The following is a 23,413-nucleotide window of genomic DNA, read 5'->3' as shown; positions in this document are numbered from 1 at the left end:
AACTCTTCGATCTGCACAAGCGGCGCAGTGTAGCGCAATTGAGGGGGTGTGGCGGAGTGCCCACTCGGCGGTTTTTGGCACGAATCCCGCAAAAAAGCGGGTATCCCGGCAAGGGTCAATACTGAAGAGACACGTTGCCGATCGACAAAAGCAGTTTTCCTGACCTTTAAGTCAGAAAACCATTGACCGAAAAGTCAGACCTGCTAAATTCGGTTCCCATCGGTCAACAACAATAATGAGTCTGCGAGGCCATCCGTGATCCAGTTTTTACTCAACCAGGAACTCCGAAGCGAGCACGCCCTGGACCCGAACCTGACGGTGCTCAACTACCTGCGCGAACACGTGGGCAAGACCGGCACCAAAGAAGGCTGCGCCAGCGGCGACTGCGGCGCGTGCACCGTGGTGGTCGGCGAACTGCAGACGGATGACGATGGCCGCGAACGCATCCGCTACCGCAGCCTCAACTCGTGCCTGACGTTCGTTTCGTCCCTGCACGGCAAGCAGTTGATCAGCGTCGAAGACCTCAAGCACAAGGGCGAACTGCACAGCGTGCAGAAGGCCATGGTCGAGTGCCACGGTTCGCAGTGCGGCTTCTGCACCCCCGGTTTCGTGATGTCGCTGTTCGCCCTGCAAAAGAACAGCGACGCGCCGGACACCCACAAGGCCCACGAAGCGCTGGCCGGCAACCTCTGCCGCTGCACCGGCTACCGGCCGATCCTGGCCGCCGCCGAGCAGTCGTGCTGCGGCAAGCAGGCGGACCAGTTCGACGCCCGCGAAGCCGAGACCATCGCCCGCCTCAAGGCCATCGCCCCCACCGACATCGGCGAACTCAACAGCGGCGACAAGCGTTGCCTGGTGCCGCTGACCGTCGCCGACCTGGCCGACCTCTACGACGCTTATCCACAGGCCCGCCTGCTGGCCGGCGGCACTGACCTGGCGCTGGAGGTCACCCAGTTCCACCGGCCGCTGCCGGTGATGATCTACGTGGGCAATGTCGCCGAAATGAAGCGCATCGAGCGCTTCGACGACCGCCTGGAGATCGGCGCGGCCGCCGCCCTCTCCGACTGCTACGACGCCCTGAACGCCGAATACCCGGACTTCGGCGAACTGCTGCACCGCTTCGCCTCCCTGCAGATCCGCAACCAGGGCACCCTGGGCGGCAACATCGGCAACGCCTCGCCGATCGGCGACTCCCCGCCCCTGCTGATCGCCCTCGGCGCGCAGATCGTGCTGTGCAAGGGCGACACCCGGCGCACCCTGGCCCTGGAGGATTACTTCATCGATTACCGGGTGACCGCCCGCCAGGAAAGCGAGTTCATCGAGAAGATCATCGTGCCCCGCGCCAGCGCCGAGCAGCTTTTCCGTGCGTACAAGGTGTCCAAGCGCCTGGACGATGACATCTCCGCCGTCTGCGCCGCGTTCAACCTGCGCATCGACAACGGCGTGATCGCCGACGCCCGCGTCGCCTTCGGCGGCATGGCCGCGATCCCCAAACGCGCCGCCCACTGCGAAGCCGTCCTTTTGGGCCAGCCGTTCGGCAACGCCGTGATCGAACGCGCCTGCGCCGCCCTGGCCGATGACTTCACGCCGCTCTCGGACTTCCGCGCCAGCAAGGAATACCGCCTGCTCAGCGCGCAGAACCTGCTGCGCAAGTACTTCATCGAACTGCAAACACCGCACATCGAGACCCGGGTGACCGCTTATGTCTAACCATCACGCCGCAGAGAAGTCCCAGGCCGAGCTGGCGCAACTGTTCGCCCAGGACCTGACCACCGGTGTCGGCCGCAGCGTCAAGCACGACAGCGCCGCCAAGCATGTGTCCGGTGAAGCGCAGTACATCGACGACCGCCTGGAATTCCCCAACCAGCTGCACGTCTACGCGCGGCTGTCGGACCGCGCCCACGCGAAGATCCTGCGCATCGACACCAGCCCCTGCTACGCCTTCGAAGGCGTGCGCATCGCCATCACCCACGAGGACGTGCCGGGCCTGAAGGACATCGGCCCGCTGCTGCCGGGCGACCCGCTGCTGGCCATCGATGACGTGCAGTTCGTCGGTCAGCCGGTGCTGGCCGTGGCCGCCCGGGACCTTGAGACCGCTCGCAAGGCCGCCATGGCGGCGATCGTCGAATACGAAGACCTGGAGCCGGTGCTGGACGTGGTCGAAGCCCTGCGCAAACGCCATTTCGTCCTGGACAGCCACACCCACCAACGCGGCGACTCGGCCAACGCGCTGGCCACCGCCGAACACCGCATCCAGGGCACCTTGCACATCGGCGGCCAGGAGCATTTCTACCTGGAGACGCAGATTTCCTCGGTGATGCCCACCGAAGACGGCGGCATGATCGTCTACTGCTCCACGCAGAACCCGACCGAAGTGCAGAAGCTGGTGGCCGAAGTGCTGGACGTGTCGATGAACAAGGTGGTGGTCGACATGCGCCGCATGGGCGGCGGCTTCGGCGGCAAGGAAACCCAGGCCGCCAGCCCCGCGTGCCTGTGCGCGGTGGTCGCGCACCTCACCGGCCAGCCGACCAAGATGCGCCTGCCGCGGGTCGAGGACATGCTGATGACCGGCAAGCGCCACCCCTTCTACGTCGAGTACGACGTCGGCTTCGACAGCACCGGGCGCCTGCACGGCATCGCCATGGAACTGGCCGGCAACTGCGGCTGCTCACCGGATCTGTCGGCGTCCATCGTCGACCGGGCGATGTTCCACTCCGACAACTCGTACTACCTGGGCGACGCAACCATCAACGGTCACCGCTGCAAGACCAACACCGCCTCGAACACCGCCTACCGCGGCTTCGGCGGCCCGCAGGGGATGGTCGCCATCGAAGAGGTGATGGACGCCATCGCCCGCCACCTGAACCTCGATCCGCTGGCGGTGCGCAAAGCCAACTACTACGGCAAGACCGAGCGCAACGTCACCCACTACTACCAGACGGTCGAGCACAACATGCTCGAGGAAATGACCGCCGAGCTGGAAGAGAGCAGCCAGTACGCCGAGCGCCGCGAAGCGATCCGCCGCTACAACGCCAACAGCCCGATCCTGAAGAAAGGCCTGGCGCTGACCCCGGTGAAGTTCGGCATTTCCTTCACCGCCAGTTTTCTCAACCAGGCCGGGGCCTTGGTGCACGTCTACACCGACGGCAGCATCCACCTGAACCACGGCGGCACGGAAATGGGCCAGGGCCTGAACACCAAAGTCGCCCAGGTGGTGGCCGAAGTGTTCCAGGTCGAGATCGACCGGGTGCAGATCACCGCGACCAACACCGACAAGGTGCCGAACACCTCGCCGACCGCCGCCTCCAGCGGCGCCGACCTCAACGGCAAGGCCGCGCAGAACGCTGCCGAGACCATCAAGAAACGCCTGATCGAATTCGCCGCCCGCCAGTACAAGGTCAGCGAAGAGGACGTGGTGTTCCACAACGGCCATGTGCGCATCCGCGATCACATCCTGACCTTCGAGGCGCTGATCCAGCAGGCGTATTTCAATCAGGTGTCGCTGTCGAGCACCGGGTTCTACAAGACCCCGAAGATCTACTACGACCGCAGCCAGGCCCGCGGCCGGCCGTTCTACTACTTCGCCTTCGGCGCGGCGTGCTGCGAGGTGATCGTCGACACCCTGACCGGCGAGTACAAGATGCTGCGCACCGACATCCTCCACGACGTCGGCGCCTCGCTGAACCCGGCCATCGACATCGGCCAGGTCGAGGGCGGCTTCGTCCAGGGCATGGGTTGGCTGACCACCGAAGAGCTGGTGTGGAACAACAAGGGCAAGCTGATGACCAACGGCCCGGCCAGCTACAAGATCCCGGCCGTGGCGGACATGCCAGTGGACCTGCGGGTGAAGCTGGTGGAGAACCGCAAGAACCCGGAAGACACCGTGTTCCATTCCAAGGCCGTGGGCGAGCCGCCGTTCATGCTCGGCATCGCGGCCTGGTGCGCGATCAAGGATGCCGTGGCGAGCCTCGGCGACTACAGGCACCAGCCCAAGATCGACGCCCCGGCGACGCCGGAGCGGGTGCTGTGGGGCTGCGAGCAGATGCGCCGGCTGAAGGTCGCGAAAGCGGTCGAGGCCGAAACCGAGCTGGCTCCGCTCTGAGACCGAGGCGCGCCGATCGCTGGCAAGCCAGCTCCCACAGGATCCGGGTGGAATCCGGTTTCTGTGGACACCACAAAACACTGTGGGAGCCAGCTCCGACAGGTCCGGATAGATTCCGGACTCTGTGAGCACCACCAAACACTGTGGAGCCAGCTCCGACAGGTCCGGATAGATTCCGGATTCTGTGAGCACCACCAAACACTGTGGAGCCAGCTCCGACAGGTCCGAATAGATTTCGGATTCTGTGAGCACCACCAAACACTGTGGGAGCTGGCTTGCCAGCGATAAGGCCCGAACAGACAACGACGATGTCGAGGTGAACATGTACAACTGGATCGACGCCCTCGCCGACCTGCAGAACCAGGGCGAGCCCTGCGTGCTGGTGACCATCATCGAAGAGCTCGGCTCGACGCCGCGCAACGCCGGCTCGAAAATGGTCGTCAGCGCCCGTCAGGCGTTCGACACCATCGGCGGCGGGCACCTGGAATACAAGGCCATGCAGATCGCCCGCGACATGCTCGCCAGCGGCCGGCAGGACACCCACCTGGAGCGCTTCAGCCTCGGCGCCAGCCTCGGCCAGTGCTGCGGCGGCGCCACCGTGCTGCTGTTCGAGCCGATGGGCCAGGTGCAGGCGCAGGTCGCCGTGTTCGGCGCCGGCCATGTCGGCCGGGCGCTGGTGCCGCTGCTCGCCGGCCTGCCGTGCCGGGTGCGCTGGATCGATTCGCGGGAAGAGGAATTCCCCGGACAGATCCCCCACGGCGTGCGCAAGATCGTCGCCGAAGAGCCTGTGGATGAAATCGACGACCTGCCCGCCGGCAGCTACTGCATCGTCATGACCCACAACCATCAGCTGGACCTGGAGCTCACCGCCGCGATCCTCAAGCGCAACGACTTCGCCTACTTCGGCCTGATCGGCTCCAAGACCAAGCGCGCCAAGTTCGAACACCGCCTGCGTGACCGCGGCTTCGACGCCGGCGTCGTGCAACGCATGCGCTGCCCGATGGGCATCGGCGAAGTCAAAGGCAAGCTGCCTGCGGAAATCGCCATCTCCATCGCCGGCGAGATCATCGCCACCTACAACGCCAACTTCGGCCAGCACACCGCCGGCGCCGAACCGATCGCCAAGCTGCTGCCGGTTTCCCGCCGCAGCCAGGCCGCCCACCTTAAAGCCTCAAATTGAGAACCGTCATGCCTTTGACCCGCAAAGCCTACCGCGCCGCCATCCTGCACAGCATCGCCGACCCCGCCGAGGTCGGCATCGAAGCCTCCTACGAATACTTCGAGGACGGCCTGCTGGTGGTCGACGACGGCAAGATCAGCGCCCTGGGCCACGCCAGCGAACTGCTGCCGACCCTGGCGGCGGACATCGAGATCACCCACTACCAGGACGCGCTGATCACCCCGGGCTTCATCGACACCCACATCCACCTGCCGCAGACCGGCATGGTCGGCGCCTACGGCGAGCAACTGCTGGACTGGCTGAACACCTACACCTTCCCATGCGAAAGCCAGTTCGGCGACAAGGCCCACGCCGACGAGGTGGCCGACATCTTCATCAAGGAACTGCTGCGTAACGGCACCACCACCGCGCTGGTGTTCGGCAGCGTGCACCCGCAGTCGGTGAACTCATTCTTCGAGGCCGCCGAGAAGCTGGACCTGCGCATGATCGCCGGCAAGGTGATGATGGATCGCAACGCGCCGGACTACCTGACCGACACCGCCGAATCCAGCTACCTGGACAGCAAGGCGCTGATCGAGCGCTGGCACGGCAAGGGCCGCCTGCACTACGCGGTCACCCCGCGCTTCGCCCCCACCAGCACTCCGGAACAGCTCACCCTCGCCGGCCAGTTGCTCACCGAATACCCGGATCTGTACATGCAGACCCACATCAGCGAAAACCTCAAGGAAATCGAGTGGGTCAAGGCACTGTTCCCGGAGCGCAAGGGCTACCTGGACGTCTACGACCACTACCGGCTGCTCGGCGAGCGCTCGGTGTTCGCCCACGGCGTGCACCTGTGCGACGAGGAATGCGCGCGGCTGGCGGAGACCGGCTCGGCGATTTCGTTCTGCCCGACCTCGAACTTCTTCCTCGGCAGCGGCCTGTTCAACCTGCCGATGGCCGAGAAGCACAAGCTCAACGTCGGCCTGGGCACGGACGTGGGCGGCGGCACCAGTTTCTCGCTGCTGCAGACCCTGAACGAAGCCTACAAGGTGATGCAGCTGCAAGGCGCCCGCCTGAGCCCGTTCAAGTCGCTGTACCTGGCCACCCTCGGCGGTGCCCGGGCGCTGCGCCTGGAAGACAAGATCGGCAACCTGCAGCCGGGCACCGACGCCGACTTCCTGGTGCTGGACTACAACGCCACGCCGCTGCTGGGCTATCGCCTGAAGCAGGCGAACAACATCGCCGAGACGCTGTTCGTGCTGATGACGCTGGGGGATGACCGCACTGTGGCGCAGACCTACGCCGCCGGTGCGCTGGTGCATCAGCGCTGAGTCGTTGAGGCATGAAAAATCCCCCGGGCCTTTTCGGTCCGGGGGATTTTTGTTGCCGGTCAGGGCCTCATCGCTGGCAAGCCAGCTCCCACAGGATTGTGCATGCAGCCATCGCCAGCAGGCTGGCTCCCACAGGGCTTGTGCGTGCCGCCATCGCCAGCAGGCTGGACCCCACAGGAGTTGGGGTGTTTGCAGAATCTGTCGCCACTGCATGACACCGTGGGAGCCAGCCTGCTGGCGATGGCGTCAGTCAGGGCACCGCAGCGGGCTGAGGATGCTTGCGGCTCAGAGCTTGGCCGCAGGACGCCCCGGCTTCTTGGTCTGCAACAGGTGCGAGAACACCGCGTGCAGGTCGTCCGACGCGCTTTCCTCATCGAGGTTGAGCTTGCTGTCGATGTGATCCATGTGGTGCATCATCAGGTTCACCGCCAGCTCGCCGTCGCGCTTTTCGATGGCGTCGATCAGTTGGGTGTGTTCGTCGTAGGAACAGTGGGAACGGTTGCCGCTTTCGTACTGGGCGATGATCAGCGAGGTCTGCGAGACCAGGCTGCGCTGGAAGCTGATCAACGGCGCGTTCTTCGCCGCTTCGGCCAGTTTCAGGTGGAACTCGCCCGACAGCCGGATGCCGGCGCCGCGGTCGCCGCGGGAGAAGCTGTCGCGTTCGTCGTTGACCATCTGGCGCAATTCGGCGATCTGCTCGGCGGTCGCGTGCTGCACGGCGAGCTCGGTGATCGCCCGCTCCACCAGGCGACGGGCCAGGAACACTTGCCGCGCCTCTTCGACGCTCGGGCTGGCCACCACCGCGCCACGGTTCGGCCGCAACAGCACCACGCCTTCATGGGCCAGGCGCGACAGCGCGCGGCGGATGATGGTGCGGCTGACCCCGAAGATTTCCCCCAGCGCTTCTTCGCTCAACTTGGTGCCGGGCGCCAGGCGCTGTTCGAGGATGGCCTCGAAGATATGCGCATAGACGATGTCGTCCTGGGTTCCGCTGCGGCCGGCTTTGCCTGCTCGCGGTTGTTTCTTGAGGGGTTGCAACTGATCGTTCATGGGCACTCGGGTCGGGAGAACGGCGGCGGATTAGCGGAAACTGTAATACGGCGCAGTGGGTCGCTGGCAAGTATCGCGTAAAAAACAGCGCGATTGTACACAATGGAAGGTGGCAACACGACTGTACGGCTGTTTGCGGCTTCGGCTGTATCGCAACGCTTCGTTACGTTTGAGTTTAGGCTTGTTCGCAGAATCCGCCGCCCGCCCCTGTCCCCGTCCCCCGTGGGCGCCAGCCTGCCGGCGATGGCGGGCCTCTTCATCAGTACAAGGAACACCGCCGTCATGAACGACGTCACCCACGCCCGGCTGCGCCCGCTGGCCGACACCTCCCCTTCGGCCATCGTCGCCGGGTTCATCGCGATGATGACCGGCTACACCAGCTCGCTGGTGCTGATGTTCCAGGCCGGGCAAGCGGCGGGCCTGACCAGCGGGCAGATCTCCTCGTGGATCTGGGCGATTTCCATCGGCATGGCGGTGTGCTCCATCGGCCTGTCCCTGCGCTACCGCACACCGATCACCATCGCCTGGTCCACGCCGGGCGCGGCGCTGCTGATCACAAGCCTGGGCGGCGTCAGCTACGGCGAGGCCATCGGCGCCTACATCACCTGCGCCGCGCTGGTGACGGTCTGCGGCCTGACCGGCAGCTTCGAGCGGCTGGTGAAAAAGATCCCGGCATCGCTGGCGGCGGCGCTGCTGGCGGGGATCCTGTTCAAGATCGGCAGCGAAATCTTCGTCGCCGCGCAGCACCGCACCGGGCTGGTGCTGGGGATGTTCTTCACCTATCTGGCGGTCAAGCGCCTGTCGCCGCGCTATGCGGTGCTGGCCGCGCTGCTGGTGGGCACCGCGCTGTCGGGAGTCCTGGGCCTGCTCGATTTCAGCGGTTTCCGCCTGGAAGTGGCGACGCCGGTCTGGACCACCCCGCACTTCTCCCTCGCCGCCACCATCAGCATCGGCATCCCGCTGTTCGTGGTGGCCATGACCTCGCAGAACATGCCCGGCGTCGCCGTGCTGCGCGCCGACGGCTACAACGTGCCGGCCTCGCCGCTCATCACCGCCACCGGGGTGGCGTCGCTGCTGCTGGCGCCGTTCGGCTCCCACGGCATCAACCTGGCGGCCATCAGCGCAGCGATCTGCACCGGCCCCCACGCCCATGAAGACCGCAACAAGCGCTACACCGCCGCGGTGTGGTGCGGGGTGTTCTACGGCATCGCCGGGGTGTTCGGCGCCACGCTGGCGGCGCTGTTCGCCGCGCTGCCCAAGGAACTGGTGCTGTCGATCGCCGCGCTGGCGCTGTTCGGCTCGATCATCAACGGCCTGAGCATCGCCATGAGCGAGGTCAAGGAACGGGAAGCGGCGCTGATCACCTTCATGGTCACGGCATCGGGGCTGACGCTGTTTTCCATCGGTTCGGCCTTCTGGGGCATCGTCGCCGGCGTGCTGACCCTGCTGATCCTCAACGGCCGCAAGGCGTGAGCGCGAAAGAACGGGCATAAAAAAACGGCGACCCTCAGGTCGCCGTCTTTCATGGAATCAAGCCTGATTGATCGGCTTTTCCGGGTACCACACGTCCAGCAGCGGGCTGACTTCGACGCTGGTCAGTTCCGAGCGGGCCTTCAGCCAGGCTTCAACCTTGGCGCGCTGCTCTTCGCTGACCGAACCGCGCTTGATCGAGCAGATCAGACCGTAGTCGTCGCCGCCGACGTAGCCCAGACCGTTGGCTTCCATGCCTTCCTTGAGGAAAGCGTCGAGGAACGCATCAATGGCCTCTTCGGACAGGTCTTCTTTGAACTCCAGGTTCAGCTCGCATCCCAGCTCTTGAAATTCATCGACGCACAGTTTTTTGCGCAGACGCCGGGAACGGTTAGTCGCCATTGGAACAATCCTCTTGAGTAAATACCGGCGGCACTTTAGCAGTTTAAGGCGCCGATTGCCCGACTCTCTGGCGCGAGCACACGGCCACCTGTAAAAAAAATCATGAAATGGCCCGCCTGCGAAAGGCACAAGCTGTTACACCTTGGGGCATAATGCCGACACTTTCATGACCATCGGGGGCCTTTTCATCCATGCCTCCTTCTTTTTTCCCCTCGGCTGTAGGGTTTTTTTTCACATGATCAAATCGTTGCGTCCCCTGCTGTTGGCCAGCCTTCTCCTGCCCTTGGCCCTGCCCGTTTCCGCCGCCGCCATCAACACGTCCCTGACCCCCAACGTCGAAAAGGCCCTCAAGGCCAGCAAGCTGCCGCCCAGCGCGCTGTCGCTGGTGATGGTGCCGCTGGAAGGCCCCGGCACCCCGACCGTGTACAACGCCGACGTTTCGGTCAACCCGGCCTCGACCATGAAACTGGTGACCACCTACGCGGCCCTGGAAATGCTCGGCCCCAACCACCAGTGGAAAACCGAGTTCTACACCGACGGCGACCTGAGCGGCGGCATCCTCAACGGCAACCTCTACCTCAAGGGCGGCGGCGATCCGAAGCTGAACATGGAGAAGCTCTGGCTGCTGATGCGCGACCTGCGCGCCAACGGCGTGACCCAGATCACCGGCGACCTGGTGCTGGACCGCAACTTCTTCGTCCAGCCGCAGTTACCGGAATTCAACGACGACGGCAACGACGAGAACAAACCGTTCCTGGTCAAGCCGGACGCCCTGCTGGTCAACCTCAAGGCCCTGCGCTTCGTGGCCCGCAATGACGACGGCCGGGTGCTGGTGTCCGTGGAGCCGCCGATCGCCAGCATCCGCATCGACAACCAGGTCAAGGCGCTCAATTCCAAGCAATGCACCGGCGGCGTGCGCTACAACCCGGTGCCTCAGGCCGACGGCAGCGTGACCGTGACCGTCGGCGGCCAGTTGGGCGAAGGCTGCAGCTCGCAGACCTACCTGTCGCTGCTCGACCACGCCACCTACACCGCCGGCGCCGTGCGGGCGATCTGGAAGGAACTGGGCGGCAGCATCCAGGGCAAGGACCGCCAGGGTGCGACGCCGGGCAACGCCAAGGTGCTGGCCCGTGCCTTCTCGCCGGACCTGGCGGAAGTCATCCGCGACATCAACAAGTACAGCAACAACACCATGGCCCAGCAGTTGTTCCTGAGCCTGGGCCAGCGCTTTCGCAACGAGGCCGACGGCGACGACGCCAAGGCGGCCCAGCGCGTGGTGCGCCAGTGGCTGGCGAAGAAAGGCATCACCGCGCCGCACCTGGTGATGGAGAACGGCTCCGGCCTGTCCCGCGCCGAGCGCGTCAGCGCCCGTGAGATGGCCAGCATGCTGCAGGCCGCGTGGCACAGCCCGTATGCCGCCGAGTACATCAGCTCGATGCCGATCGTCGGCACCGACGGCACCATGCGCAAGCGCCTGAAGAACACCGCGATGCGCGGCGAGGCCCACATCAAGACCGGCACTCTGAACACCGTGCGGGCGATCGCCGGCTTCAGCCGCGACAACAACGGCAACACCTGGGCGGTGGTGGCGATCCTCAACGACAAGGCCCCGTTCGGCGCCTCGTCGGTGCTCGACCAGGTGCTGCTGGACCTGTACCGCCAGCCGAAGGCGCCGCAGACCGCGTCGGTTCTTTAAGCGTTTTCTCTGTGGGGGCGCCTGCCGGGCGGCGCCTTGGCTGACGCCATCGCCAGCGGGCTGGCTCCCACCGGGACATCGGCGACGCCAGAATCCGTGGTCGCCGCACAGCCGTGTGCCAGCGGTGGACGGGTGACGCCATCGCGAGCAGGCTCGCGCCTATCAGGGATCGGTGCTCAGTTCGTCTGCCGCTCGACCCGGTCGCGGCCGCCCTGCTTCGCCGCATACACCCCGGAGTCTGCCCGCAGCAGCAAGGCGTCGGCGCCCTCTCCCGGACGCCAGCTGGCGATGCCGAAACTGGCGGTCACCGTGCCGACCACGTCCACCGGCGCACTGCGCAGGCCCTGCCACAGCTCCACCGCCAGCATGTAGGCGTGGTCGCCGTCGATGTCCGGGCACAGCACCATGAACTCCTCGCCGCCCAGACGGCAGAACACGTCGGTGCGCCGCAGGCGATGGCCGATGCGCTCGCACACGGCCTGCAGGACCCTGTCGCCCACCGCATGCCCGTACTGGTCGTTGATCCGCTTGAAATGGTCGATGTCGAGCATGATCACCGACAGCTCCCCGCCGCCCCGCTCGACCCGGGCCATCTCAGTGGTCAGCCGCTCCTGGAAGTAGCGCCGGTTGTGGATGCCGGTCAGGGCGTCGGTCACCGACAGGGCGCGCAGTTCCTCTTCCACCCGCTTGAGGTCGGAAATGTCGGAAATGTAGCCGTGCCACAGCACCCCGCCGCCCGGCAGCTCTTCCGGGGTCGCTTCGCCGCGCACCCAGCGCAGGCCGCGCTCGGGCAATTGCACGCGGTATTCCTCGCGCCACGGGCTGAGGTTGTCGGCCGAGGCGCGGATCGATGAGCGCACGCGCGTGGTGTCCTGGGGGTGGATGCGGGTGAAGATCGCCTCGGCGTTGAGCAGCAGCACGTCCGGCTCCAGTTCGTAGATCTCGCGGATCCCGTCGCTGGCGTAGATCACGCTGAAGCGGCCGTCGAACTCCATCTTGAACTGATAGATGCCGCCGGGAACGTGGGCGCTGAGCTTCTTGAGCAGCACGTCCCGCGCCGCCAGGGCTTCGTGCACGCGCTTGCGTTCGGTGATGTCGATGCAGATCGCCAGATGCCCGACCCACAGCCCCTGCTCGTCGAGCACCGGCGTGGCCAGCATGTTCACCGGGATGTGGCTGCCGTCCTTGCGCACCAGCGTCCACTCCCGGGCCTCGTGGCCGCCGACCTCGCCGCCCTCCACCAGCATCGCCTGGCAGGCCGGGATGGTCTTGCCGTAGCGGGCGCTCAACTCCGCGGCCCGTGCGCTCAGTTCCCGGGGAAAGTGCAGGTTCTCCAGGGTCATGTGGCCGATGACTTCGCTGCTGCGGTAGCCGAGCATCTGTTCGGCGCCGGGGTTGAAGGTGTTGATCACCCCGCGCAGGTCGGTGGCGATGATCGCCACCTGGGTCGCCGCGTTGAGCACGCCGCGCAACTGGCCGTGGGTGCCGCGCAGTTCCCGCTCGCTGGCGTGCAGTTCCTGAGTCCGCTGCTCAACCATGCGCAGGGCGCGCTGACGCTGGCTGACCAGCACGTACAGCAAGGCGCTCAACAGCACGCTGAGCAAAATCCCCAGGACGATCTGGCTGCTCACCGAGGAATGGTTGGCCTGCATGAAGGCGGCGCTGGGCTGGATGTCCACCTGGTAGTCGTGGTCGGCCAAGCGCAGCAACTGGGTGGACGACAGATCGCTGTCCCCCGGTTTGTTGGAGGATTCGTACAGCACCTCATGCTGGTCGTCGGTGGACAGGTCGAGGATGCGCACCGTCAGGAAGTCATGGTCTTCGGCCGGCAAGCCGTCCGCCAGCAACTGGCGCATGCTGATCACCGCCATCACGTACCCCTGCGGCTGGCGATCCGCCGCCCCCGCGCGGATGACCGGCGCCAGCAGCAGCACGCCCCGGGCATAGGCCGGCTCGATGCCCACCAGGTGCAGCGGCTGCGACACCGCCATGCGCCCGCTGCGGTCGGCGCGCTCCAGGGTGGTGCGGCGCAGCGGCTGGGCCAGCAGGTCGTAGCCCAGCGGCGTGGGCAGGCGGCTTTGGGTCTGCGTGTAGAGCACCGGCACATAGACGTCGCGATCCCCGGCCACCTGCAATTGACCGTCGGCGTTAAGCTCACGGAACGTGAACGTCGGCAGGCCCTCGTCGCGCACCGCTTGCTCCAGCGCCGGACGTTGCGCACGGCTCACCCGGGGCGCGTAGGAATAGGCTTGGGTGCGCAGCAGAAGCGGCTTGGCATAGCCGTCGAATTCGGCGCGGGACACGGAATCGGAATTGGTGAAGAACCGGCGCAGGCCGTCCAGGCGCTGCTCCTGGTCCTGAAAGCGTTCTTCGATGCGGCTGTAGCGTTCGCTGGCCAGCAACTGAAAGCGCTGGCGCAACTGGTTGTGGAACTGATTGACGGTGGCCCAGGCCAGCAACCCCGTGAGAATCGCACCGGCGAGCAGAACCAGCAGCGCGACCAGCCAGGCCGAGACTTCTTCGCTGATGAAACCCAGGATCTTTGGGCGCACGGGGTGCAACGACATAGAGGCCACTCACTACGCCAGTGTTTCCTTGGAAACCCTCATTGGCCGTGAGTTGAGTTATAGCTATTAGCCACTAATTTGGCTAGCACTGATCGGATCCAGGAGCCTTTAAAAATCAAGGCTCTGTGGATCCAATCAGGCCGGGCGTCAACGGGCCGTGATTTTCCAGGCGCGGTGGATTTTGCCGTTACGGGCGAAATCCGGATCGATGGTGCTGGCGGTGATCTCCTCGACCGCATACCGCTCGGCCAGGTTGTCCTCCAGCTGGAACTTGCGGAAGTTGTTGGAGAAGTACAGCACGCCCCCCGGCGCCAGGCGGGCCATGGCCAGGTCGATCAGTTGCACCTGGTCGCGCTGCACGTCGAACACCCCTTCCATGCGCTTGGAGTTGGAGAAGGTCGGCGGGTCGATGAAGATCAGGTCGTACTCGTCACGGCTGTTCTCCAGCCACGCCATCACGTCGCCCTGCTCCAGGCGGTTCTTGTCGGAGAACCCGTTGAGCGACAGGTTGCGCCGCGCCCAGTCGAGGTAGGTCTTGGACAGGTCGACGCTGGTGGTGCTGCGCGCCCCGCCCTTGGCCGCGTGCACGCTGGCGGTCGCGGTGTAGCAGAACAGGTTGAGGAACCGCTTGCCGGCGGCCTCCTTCTGGATGCGCATGCGGATCGGACGGTGGTCGAGGAACAGCCCGGTGTCGAGGTAGTCGGTGAGGTTGACCAGCAGCTTCACGCCGCCCTCGGTCACTTCATTGAACTTGCCCTGGGCGCTCTGGCGTTCGTACTGCTTGGTGCCGCTCTGACGCTCGCGGCGCTTGACCACCACGCGGCTCTTGTCGATGTTCAGCGCCTGGGGAATGGCCGCCAGGGCGTCGAACATGCGCACCGAGGCCTTTTCCGGATCGACCGATTTCGGCGCGGCGTATTCCTGGACGTGCACCCAGTCCTGGTACAGGTCGATGGCCATGGCGTATTCCGGCATGTCCGCATCGTAGACCCGGTAGCAATCGATGCCCTCGCGCTTGACCCACTTGCCCAGCGCCTTGAGGTTCTTCTGCAGGCGGTTGGCGAACATCTGCCCGCCTTCGCTCAGGCGCGGCTGCTCGACCGCCGGGGCCGGCGCCGGCTTGATCGGGTTGCCGTTCTTGTTGAACTGGCGTTCCTGCGGCGCGTCCGGCAGTTGGTCGTAGGCCGCCTGCTCGCGCTCGGCCTGGCGCTGCTCCGGGGTGCGGCGCTCGCCGGTGACGAACTGGTCAGGGCGCACCTTGATCAGCAGCAGCTTGCACGGCAGCGCACCGTTCCAGAAGGAATATTGCTTGTGGCTGCGGATGCCCATGCGCTTGCCCAGGTCCGGCGCGCCGGTGAACACCGCCGCCTCCCAGTTCAGGCAGGCCTGGCGCAGACGCTCGCCAAGGTTCTGGTAGAGGTACAGCAGGCTGGCTTCGTCGCCCAGACGCTCGCCGTACGGCGGGTTGCAGATCACCAGGCCTTTCTGGTTCTGATCCGGGCGCGGCTCGAAGGTCGCCACTTCGCCCTGGTAGATCTTGATCCACTCGCTCAGGCCGGCGCGCTCGACGTTGTTGCGGCCCGGCTGGATCAGCCGCGGATCGGCCTCGTAGCCGCGGATCCACAGCGGCGGCTTGGCCAGGCCGGCGGCGGCGCGTTCCTGGGCTTCGTCATGGAGCTTGCGCCACAGCGCCGGCACATGGCCCAGCCAGTGGGTGAAGCCCCAGTGCTCGCGGCGCAGGTTGGGCGCCATGTCCGCGGCGATCATCCCGGCCTCGACCAGGAACGTGCCGACGCCGCACATCGGGTCGGCCAGCGCGCCGCCCTCGGCGGCGATGCGCGGCCAGCCGGCGCGGATCAGCACCGCGGCCGCCAGGTTTTCCTTGAGCGGCGCCGCGCCCTGCTGCAGACGGTAGCCGCGCTGGTGCAGGCTGTGGCCGGAAAGGTCGAGGGACAGGATCGCTTCGCCGCGGTCCAGGCGCAGGTGGATGCGCAGGTCCGGGTTCAGCTTGTCGATGGAAGGACGGTCGCCCTGCGGCGTGCGCAGCTTGTCGACGATGGCGTCCTTGACTTTCAGGGCGCCGAAATGGGTGTTGTCGATGCCCGAGCCGTGGCCGCTGAACTCGACGGCCAGGGTGCCGTCGCTGAGCATGTGATCCTGCCAGTCGATGTCGTGCACGCCGTCGTACAGGTCGTCGGCGTTCTTCATCGAAAAGCGTTTGAGCACCAGCAGCACGCGGTTGGCCAGGCGCGACCAGAGGCACAGGCGGTAGGCGGTTTCCATGGTGGCCATGCCACGCACCGCGGAGGTGTGTTCGCGGGCCTCTTCAAGGCCAAGCCCGACGGCTTCCTCGATGAGCAGGCCTTCAAGGCCTTTTGGGCAGGTGAGGAAGAGTTCGAAACGATCGGACATGGTATTTCCAGAGCCTTTGGCTGTGTGGGCCGGCAACGCATCGCCGACCCGGTTTTCAATCAGGCGCTTTTCTGCAAGAGCGCCCGCGTGGCACGAAGGTGTGCCGTTCCATCCCCCGCTGCTCGGGTCAAAAGAGCTTAGATGCCGGGACAGATAAAAAAGTTGATGCAACAAAATGACTCAAAGCAACCCTTCGTCGAATAGTACCTGACTGCAAGCGTGGGTCATTCTCACTAATGGATTAACCCCATCATCCGACGCAGCGCCGATCATACCGGGGTTTAGCCAATAAACATTGGAAAAATACGCTGTTACTTATCGCCATAGCACGCTTTTCGTTACGTCCTTATGACAAAACGGTCATTCCCTCGATGTGACTCATTGGTTAGAACTGACTCCAGGTTGACGTCGCAACGGCGTCAACACCTTGGCTCGCCACGCCGGCAGCGAGCCGCCAACGGCAGAGTTTTTCTGCCTGACCCCGATGGGGGTCGACGCGACACAAACAGTCAACAAGTGAGGGAAACACCCTATGAGAAGACTTAAGCGTGATCCGTTGGAAAGAGCATTTTTGCGCGGATATCAATATGGCGTTGGTGGCAAATCCCGTGAGCTTTGCCCATTTACTCTACCGTCGGTACGCCAAGCCTGGATCAACGGCTGGCGGGAAGGACGCGGCGACAACTGGGACGGTATGACCGGCACTGCGGGAATCCACAGACTCAACGAACTTCACGCCGTCGGCTGACACAGGGCACTAATTCCGACACGACAATCTGAATTCGCAACGATTTAACCACGCACGTCCTTCCCGGACGGCGGGCTACGGCCCAGGGGCTCCTTCGAGGAGCCCTTTTTTATGCCTGACCGTATCCCGGCAGCGCTCCCGCCGATGCCATCGCCAGCAGGCTGGCTCCTACAGAATCCGGCGGTCGCCAAAAATCCCTGTGGGAGCCAGCCCGCCGGCGATGGCGTCCTAGGCTTCAGCGCAGGGCGGCGATCGCGTCCACGGACTCGCGGATCAGCGCCGGGCCTTTGTAGATGAAGCCGGAATAGATCTGCACCAGGCTCGCGCCCGCGGTGATCTTCTCCGCCGCGTGCTTGCCTTCAGTGATGCCGCCGGCCGCAATGATCGGCAGACGCCCGCCCAGCTCGGCAGCCAGCACCTTGACGGTGTGGGTGCTCTTGTCGCGGACCGGGGCGCCGGAGAGGCCGCCCGCCTCGTCGCCGTGCTCCATGCCTTCGACGCCCGCGCGGCTCAGGGTGGTGTTGGTGGCGATCACCGCGTCCATCCCGGTCTCGATCAGCGCCTGCGCCACCTGGGCGGTTTCCTCATCGCTCATGTCCGGCGCGATCTTGATCGCCAGCGGCACATGCTTGCCGTGCTGCAGGGCCAGTTCGGCGCGGCGCGTCGCCAGATCCGCCAGCAATTGCTTGAGCGAATCGCCGAACTGCAGGCTGCGCAGGCCCGGGGTGTTCGGCGAACTGACGTTGACCGTGACGTAACTGGCGTGGGCGTAGACCTTCTCCAGGCAGATCAGGTAGTCGTCCACCGCGCGCTCGACCGGGGTGTCGAAGTTCTTGCCGATGTTGATCCCCAGCACGCCCTTGTACTTGGCCGCCGCGACCCGCGCCAGCAGGTTGTCCACGCCGAGGTTGTTGAAGCCCATGCGGTTGATGATCGCCTCGGCCTCCGGCAGGCGGAACAGCCGGGGCTTGGGGTTGCCCGGCTGCGCGCGCGGGGTGACGGTGCCGATCTCGACGAAGCCGAAGCCCAGCTGCGAGAAACCGTCGATGGCCGCGCCGTTCTTGTCCAGGCCGGCCGCCAGGCCCACCGGGTTGGGGAAGTCCAGGCCCATGACATTCACCGGCACCTGCGCCGGGGCCTTGCACAGCAAGCCGTTGAGGCCCAAACGCCCGCCCGCGCCGATCAGGTCCAGCGACAGATCGTGGGAGGTTTCCGGGGAAAGTTTGAACAACAGCTGACGGGCCAGGGTGTACATGGTCGGCGATGACTCGGGCGGCGAAAAGAGGCGGCGATTATAGCCGGGCATCCGCCTGGCGCGCGAGGCGCACGCGCAAATCGGCCCGCGCTGGCATATGCCTTGCACCCACCATTCCATCCGCCCGCGAGCCAACGTCGGCCGGCGGGCAAAGACAAGGGCGTCGTCACCCGGCAGTGCGCGGACAAGGCCGGGGGCGACGTTTTTTTTGAAGCCGCTTTGGCAGGTGCTTGCGATGAATGAACCCTCCGCCGGGCCCTTGGCCTGGGTCAACGGCAGCGACGCTCCGGAAAAGAACGCGATCGACCTCGGCTTCATGGCCCTGAGCGACTGCGCCTCGGTGGTGGTCGCCGCCACCCAGGGCTTCGCCCAGCCCTATGGCCTGACCCTGAACCTCAAGCGCCAGAGCTCCTGGGCCAACCTGCGCGACAGGCTGGTCAGCGGCGAACTGGACGCCGCCCACAGCCTGTACGGCCTGATCTATGCCGTGCACCTGGGCATCGGCGGCGTGGCGCCCACCGACATGGCGGTACTGATGGGCCTGAACCAGAACGGCCAGAGCCTGAACCTGTCCCACGGTCTGCAACGCCTGGGGGTGACCGCTCCTGAAGCGCTGGTGGCCCATGTGCACCAATCCCGGGCAAAACTGACCTTCGCCCAGACCTTCCCCACCGGCACCCACGCCCTGTGGCTCTATTACTGGCTGGCGAGCCAGGGCATTCACCCGTTGCGGGACGTCGACAGCGTGGTGGTGCCGCCGCCGCAGATGGTCGCCCACCTGCAGGCCGGGCGCATCGACGGCTTCTGTGCCGGCGAGCCTTGGGCCGCCGCAGCCGTGCAGCAGGACCTCGGCTTCACGATGGCGACCACCCAGGCCCTGTGGCCCGATCACCCCGAGAAAGTGCTGGGCTGCACCCAAGCGTTCGTCGAGCAATACCCCAACACCGCCCGGGCCCTGGTGATGGCCGTGTTGGAAGCCAGCCGCTTCATCGAGGCCAGTACGGAAAACCGGCGCAGCACCGCGCAACTCCTGAGCGCGCCGCCCTACCTGGACGCGCCGGCCTCGTGCATCGAGCCGCGCTTTCTCGGCGACTACGCCGACGGCCTCGGCCACCGCTGGCAGGATCCGCATGCATTGAGTTTCCACCGCGAAGGCGCCGTCAACCTGCCGTACCTCTCCGACGGCATGTGGTTCATGACCCAGTTCCGTCGCTGGGGTCTGCTGCGCGACGACCCGGACTACCTCGGCGTCGCCCGTCAGGTGCAGCAACTGGCGCTGTACCGCGACGCCGCCGCTGCCGTGGGCGTACCGGCAGGCTTCGCCGACATGCGCAGCAGCCAACTGATCGACGGCAAGGTCTGGGACGGCAGCGACCCGGCCGGCTATGCCCGCAGCTTCCGGCTGCACGCCCTCTGCGACAGCGCGCCGTCGCTGGCCCGCCGCTGACAGGAGACCGCGAACATGCTGCGCATTCTGCTGATCAACGACACCGCAAAAAAAGTCGGACGCCTGAAGGCCGCGCTGACCGAAGCCGGCTTCGACGTCATCGACGAATCCGGCCTGACCATCGACCTGCCCGCACGCGTCGAAACGGTGCGCCCCGACGTGATCCTGATCGATACCGAGTCACCGGGCCGCGATGTGATGGAGCAAGTGGTGCTGGTCACCCGGGACCGGCCCCGGCCGATCGTGATGTTCACCGACGAGCACGACCCCGGCGTGATGCGCCAGGCAATCAAGTCCGGGGTCAGTGCCTACATCGTCGAAGGCATTCACGCACAGCGCCTGCAGCCGATTCTCGATGTGGCCATGGCCCGCTTCGAAAGCGACCAGGCCCTGCGCGCCCAATTGCTGGCCCGCGACCAACAGTTGGCCGAGCGCAAGCGCATCGAACTGGCCAAAGGACTGCTGATGAAAATGAAGGACTGCAATGAGGAAGACGCCTACACCCTGATGCGCCGCCAGGCCATGAGCCGCCAGCAGAAACTGATCCAGGTGGCGGAGCAGATCATTGCCATGAGCGAGCTGCTGGGCTGAAACCACCCTGCGAGCCGCTACGGGTTGCCTGCGGTTGGCACAAATCTGGCTAAGCACTCCACACAGGTAACCAACGGCGGTTGCCCCACCCTACGACAAAGACGTCGCTCATCTGCCTCGCCCCTGCGGCGATCCGGATAGCGGCGTCTTTGCGTTTTGGCCCCACTGACCGGGGCCGGTGGTGCGGCCGTGGCGGCGCGCCACCGGCTGGCATGACCCCTTCTCGGGACGACGGCTCCCGAGCCATTCACAGCTGAGGTGCGCGATGAATTCAAGCTTCTGGAAATCCGGCCATGCCCCGACCCTGTTCGCGGCCTTCCTCTATTTCGACCTGAGCTTCATGGTCTGGTACCTGCTCGGCCCGCTGGCGGTGCAGATCGCCGCCGACCTGCACCTGACCACTCAGCAGCGCGGCCTCATGGTGGCGACGCCGATCCTGGCCGGCGCGGTGCTGCGCTTTCTGATGGGCATGCTCGCCGACCGGTTGTCGCCCAAGACCGCCGGGCTGATCGGCCAGGTGATCGTGATCGGCGCATTGTTCGGTGCCTGGAAACTGGGCATCCACAGCTACGAACAGGCGTTGCTGCTGGGCCTGTTCCTCGGCATGGCCGGCGCCTCCTTCGCCGTGGCCCTGCCGCTGGCCTCGCAGTGGTATCCGCCGCAGCACCAGGGCAAGGCGATGGGCATCGCCGGGGCCGGCAACTCCGGCACGGTGTTCGCCGCGCTGATCGCCCCGGTGCTGGCCGCCTCGTTCGGCTGGAACAACGTGTTCGGCTTCGCCCTGATCCCGCTGCTGCTGACGCTCGCGGTGTTCGCCTGGCTGGCGAAGAACGCGCCGGAACGCCCGAAGGCCAAGGCCATGGCCGACTACTTCAAGGCGCTGGGCGATCGCGACAGCTGGTGGTTCATGTTTTTCTACAGCGTCACCTTCGGCGGCTTCATCGGCCTGGCCAGCGCCCTGCCCGGCTACTTCAACGATCAATACGGCCTGAACCCGGTGACCGCCGGCTACTACACCGCCGCCTGCGTGTTCGGCGGCAGCCTGATGCGGCCCTTGGGCGGTGCGCTGGCCGACCGCTTCGGCGGCATCCGCACCTTGCTGGCGATGTACACCGTGGCAGCGATCTGCATCGCGGTGGTCGGCTTCAACCTGCCGAACTCCTACGCGGCGCTGGCGCTGTTCGTCTGCACCATGCTGGGCCTGGGCGCGGGCAACGGCGCGGTGTTCCAACTGGTGCCGCAGCGCTTTCGCCGGGAGATCGGTGTGATGACCGGGCTGATCGGCATGGCCGGCGGCATCGGCGGCTTCGCCCTGGCGGCGGGCATGGGCGCCATCAAGCAGAGCACCGGCAGTTATCAACTGGCGCTGTGGCTGTTCGCGAGCCTGGGCGTACTGGCCTGGTTCGGCCTGCACGGCGTCAAGCGCCGCTGGAGAACCACATGGGGTTCGGCCGCCGTGACCGCCGCGCGGGTCTGAGCCGACCATGGCGCTGCAACTGAGTTTCGCCGAAGCCACCGCCACCGGCCCGCGCCCGGAGAACCAGGACGCCTTGCGCCTGGTCACCCCGGCCCCGGCGCTGGCGGCGAGCAAAGGCTTTCTGTTCGCCATCGCCGACGGCGTCAGCCAGTGCGCCGACGGCGGCCTGGCCGCCCGTTCGACCTTGCAGGCGTTGGCGCTGGACTACTACGCCACCCCGGAGACCTGGAGCGCGGCCCAGGCCCTGGACCGCCTGCTGCTGGCGCAGAACCGCTGGCTGCAGGCCAACGGCGGCGGTCAGCCGCTGCTCACCACCGTCAGCGCGCTGGTCATGCGCGGCCAGCGTTTCACCCTCGCCCACGTCGGCGATTGCCGGGTGTACCGCTGGCACGCCGACACCTTGCAACGGGTCACCGAGGACCACGTCTGGGAGCAACCGGGCATGCAGCACGTGCTCAAGCGCGCCCTGGGCCTGGATCAGCATCTGGTGCTGGATTTTCTCGACGGCGAACTGCGTGCCGGCGAGTGCTTCGTGCTGCTCAGCGACGGCGTGTGGTCCACGCTAGGCGACACGGCGATTGCGGCGACATTGCGCGACCAGCCGGACCTGGCCGTGGCCGCCCGCACGCTGGTCGCCGCCGCCCACCTGGCCGGCAGCCAGGACAACGCCAGCGCCTTGCTGGTGCGGGTGGACGCACTGGGCGAAGCGAACATCGGCGATGCGCTGATCCATCTGCAGCAGTGGCCGCTGCCGCCGCCGCTGAAACCCGGACAGGCCTTCGAAGGCTGGCAGGTGCAAGGCCTCATCGGCCACAGCCAGCAATCGATGCTGTACCGCGTGCTCGACCCACAGGGTCAGGCTTGGCTGCTCAAGACCCTGCCGACACACTTGACGGACGATTCCCACGCAGGCCAAGCCCTGCTGTCCGAGGAATGGTTCCTGAAACGGGTCGCCGGGCGGCACTTTCCCGAAGTCCATGCGGCAACCCAGCGTCAGCATCTGTACTACGTGATGCGCGAATACGCCGGGACGACCCTCGCCCGGCTGTTCGAACAGCACGGACCGTTGCCGCTGGCGCAATGGCGCGAGTTGGCCGAACGCCTGCTGCGTGCGGTGGGCCTGCTGCACCGGCGGCAGATCCTGCACCGCGACATCAAGCCGGAGAACCTGCTGCTGGGTGACGACGGCGAGCTGCGCCTGCTGGATTTCGGCCTTGCCCACTGCCCGGGGCTGTCGCGGGACAGCACCGACACGCTGCCGGGCACGCCCAGCTACATCGCCCCCGAGGCCTTTCGCGGAGAAGCGCCCGCACCGTCGCAAGATCTCTATGCGGTGGGCGTGACCCTGTACTTTCTGCTCACCGGGCATTACCCCTTCGGCGAGGTCGAAGCGTTCCAGCGCCCGCGCTTCGGGGTGCCGGTCAGCGCCGCCCGCTACCGGCCGGACGTGCCGGAATGGCTGGCGCAGTGCCTTGCGCGCGGGGTGGAGGCCGATCCCGCGCAACGCTACGAGACCGCCGAAGAATGGTTGCTGGTGCTGGAGCACGGCGAACGCCGCAGCCTGAGCGTCCGGCCCCGGCCTTTGCTGGAGCGGGAACCGCTGAAGGTCTGGCGGACGTTGGCGCTGGTGGGGTTGCTGGGCAACCTGGCGCTGCTGTTCCTGTTGTTCCATGGCTGACACCGGGGCGCTTCTTTCGCGGACG

16 protein-coding genes are annotated in these 23,413 nt (G+C 65.8%); 11 read left to right on the top strand and 5 right to left on the bottom strand.

Going from position 1 to position 23,413, the window contains the following annotated elements:
• Window positions 1–255 precede the first annotated feature (255 nt).
• The 4 genes from xdhA (at window position 256) to guaD (ending at window position 6,595) form a co-directional block, all read left to right on the top strand.
• Complete coding sequence (xdhA, locus tag CAG41_RS16235; protein ID WP_085707192.1) at window positions 256–1,710, top strand: xanthine dehydrogenase small subunit; 1,455 nt, start codon at window positions 256–258, stop codon at window positions 1,708–1,710.
• Window positions 1,703–4,102, top strand: coding sequence for a xanthine dehydrogenase molybdopterin binding subunit (gene xdhB / locus CAG41_RS16230; protein ID WP_085577582.1), 2,400 nt, complete (start codon window positions 1,703–1,705; stop codon window positions 4,100–4,102). The genes xdhA and xdhB overlap by 8 nt, the downstream gene beginning before the upstream one ends.
• Before the next feature lie 322 nt (window positions 4,103–4,424).
• Window positions 4,425–5,282, top strand: coding sequence for a xanthine dehydrogenase accessory protein XdhC (gene xdhC, locus CAG41_RS16225; RefSeq protein WP_085577583.1), 858 nt, complete (start codon window positions 4,425–4,427; stop codon window positions 5,280–5,282).
• An 8-nt stretch (window positions 5,283–5,290) separates the two neighbouring features.
• On the top strand, window positions 5,291–6,595 hold the full coding sequence (gene guaD, locus CAG41_RS16220) for a guanine deaminase (RefSeq protein ID WP_085577584.1): 1,305 nt from the start codon (window positions 5,291–5,293) through the stop codon (window positions 6,593–6,595).
• Window positions 6,596–6,880: 285 nt separating this feature from the next.
• On the opposite strand, the gene CAG41_RS16215 is transcribed toward guaD, so the two are convergent.
• Window positions 6,881–7,645: a GntR family transcriptional regulator gene (locus tag CAG41_RS16215; RefSeq protein ID WP_085577585.1), complete on the bottom strand. Its 765-nt coding sequence runs from the start codon at window positions 7,643–7,645 to the stop codon at window positions 6,881–6,883.
• Window positions 7,646–7,927: 282 nt separating this feature from the next.
• Here CAG41_RS16215 and CAG41_RS16210 point away from each other — a divergent pair, with 282 nt between their 5' ends.
• Window positions 7,928–9,118, top strand: coding sequence for a benzoate/H(+) symporter BenE family transporter (locus CAG41_RS16210; protein WP_085707191.1), 1,191 nt, complete (start codon window positions 7,928–7,930; stop codon window positions 9,116–9,118).
• Window positions 9,119–9,175: 57 nt separating this feature from the next.
• On the opposite strand, the gene CAG41_RS16205 is transcribed toward CAG41_RS16210, so the two are convergent.
• Complete coding sequence (locus CAG41_RS16205; protein WP_085577587.1) at window positions 9,176–9,517, bottom strand: YggL family protein; 342 nt, start codon at window positions 9,515–9,517, stop codon at window positions 9,176–9,178.
• A gap of 235 nt (window positions 9,518–9,752) precedes the next feature.
• Between CAG41_RS16205 and dacB the strand changes: the two genes are divergently transcribed.
• Window positions 9,753–11,213, top strand: a complete 1,461-nt coding sequence (dacB, locus tag CAG41_RS16200) for a D-alanyl-D-alanine carboxypeptidase/D-alanyl-D-alanine-endopeptidase (RefSeq protein ID WP_085577588.1) — start codon at window positions 9,753–9,755, stop codon at window positions 11,211–11,213.
• 176 nt (window positions 11,214–11,389) lie between these two features.
• On the opposite strand, the gene CAG41_RS16195 is transcribed toward dacB, so the two are convergent.
• On the bottom strand, window positions 11,390–13,780 hold the full coding sequence (locus CAG41_RS16195) for a diguanylate cyclase (protein ID WP_085577589.1): 2,391 nt from the start codon (window positions 13,778–13,780) through the stop codon (window positions 11,390–11,392).
• A 147-nt stretch (window positions 13,781–13,927) separates the two neighbouring features.
• A complete protein-coding gene (rlmKL, locus tag CAG41_RS16190; protein WP_085577590.1) occupies window positions 13,928–16,192 on the bottom strand; it encodes a bifunctional 23S rRNA (guanine(2069)-N(7))-methyltransferase RlmK/23S rRNA (guanine(2445)-N(2))-methyltransferase RlmL in 2,265 nt (754 codons plus the stop codon).
• A 532-nt stretch (window positions 16,193–16,724) separates the two neighbouring features.
• Between rlmKL and rmf the strand changes: the two genes are divergently transcribed.
• Window positions 16,725–16,940, top strand: coding sequence for a ribosome modulation factor (gene rmf, locus CAG41_RS16185; RefSeq protein ID WP_003223300.1), 216 nt, complete (start codon window positions 16,725–16,727; stop codon window positions 16,938–16,940).
• 235 nt (window positions 16,941–17,175) lie between these two features.
• Here rmf and CAG41_RS16180 read toward each other — a convergent pair whose 3' ends face one another.
• Window positions 17,176–18,195, bottom strand: a complete 1,020-nt coding sequence (locus tag CAG41_RS16180; RefSeq protein ID WP_085631359.1) for a quinone-dependent dihydroorotate dehydrogenase — start codon at window positions 18,193–18,195, stop codon at window positions 17,176–17,178.
• A 235-nt stretch (window positions 18,196–18,430) separates the two neighbouring features.
• Here CAG41_RS16180 and CAG41_RS16175 point away from each other — a divergent pair, with 235 nt between their 5' ends.
• From CAG41_RS16175 to CAG41_RS16160, 4 genes are all read left to right on the top strand, one after another.
• Window positions 18,431–19,642, top strand: coding sequence for a CmpA/NrtA family ABC transporter substrate-binding protein (locus tag CAG41_RS16175; RefSeq protein ID WP_085656301.1), 1,212 nt, complete (start codon window positions 18,431–18,433; stop codon window positions 19,640–19,642).
• A 15-nt stretch (window positions 19,643–19,657) separates the two neighbouring features.
• Complete coding sequence (locus CAG41_RS16170; protein WP_085577593.1) at window positions 19,658–20,233, top strand: ANTAR domain-containing response regulator; 576 nt, start codon at window positions 19,658–19,660, stop codon at window positions 20,231–20,233.
• Window positions 20,234–20,498: 265 nt separating this feature from the next.
• Complete coding sequence (locus CAG41_RS16165) at window positions 20,499–21,710, top strand: NarK/NasA family nitrate transporter (RefSeq protein WP_085577594.1); 1,212 nt, start codon at window positions 20,499–20,501, stop codon at window positions 21,708–21,710.
• Between the two features lie 7 nt (window positions 21,711–21,717).
• The gene (locus CAG41_RS16160) at window positions 21,718–23,388 is read left to right on the top strand and encodes a bifunctional protein-serine/threonine kinase/phosphatase (RefSeq protein ID WP_085631355.1); all 1,671 of its coding nucleotides are present in this window, start codon (window positions 21,718–21,720) and stop codon (window positions 23,386–23,388) included.
• Window positions 23,389–23,413: the final 25 nt, after the last annotated feature.

Origin of the sequence: Pseudomonas sp. B35(2017), from assembly GCF_002113645.1 — a bacterium.
In the GTDB taxonomy this organism is placed as follows: domain Bacteria; phylum Pseudomonadota; class Gammaproteobacteria; order Pseudomonadales; family Pseudomonadaceae; genus Aquipseudomonas; species Aquipseudomonas ekonensis.
The sequence above is the reverse complement of the archived record's forward strand: the minus strand, read 5'-3'. Positions and strand labels throughout refer to the sequence as shown.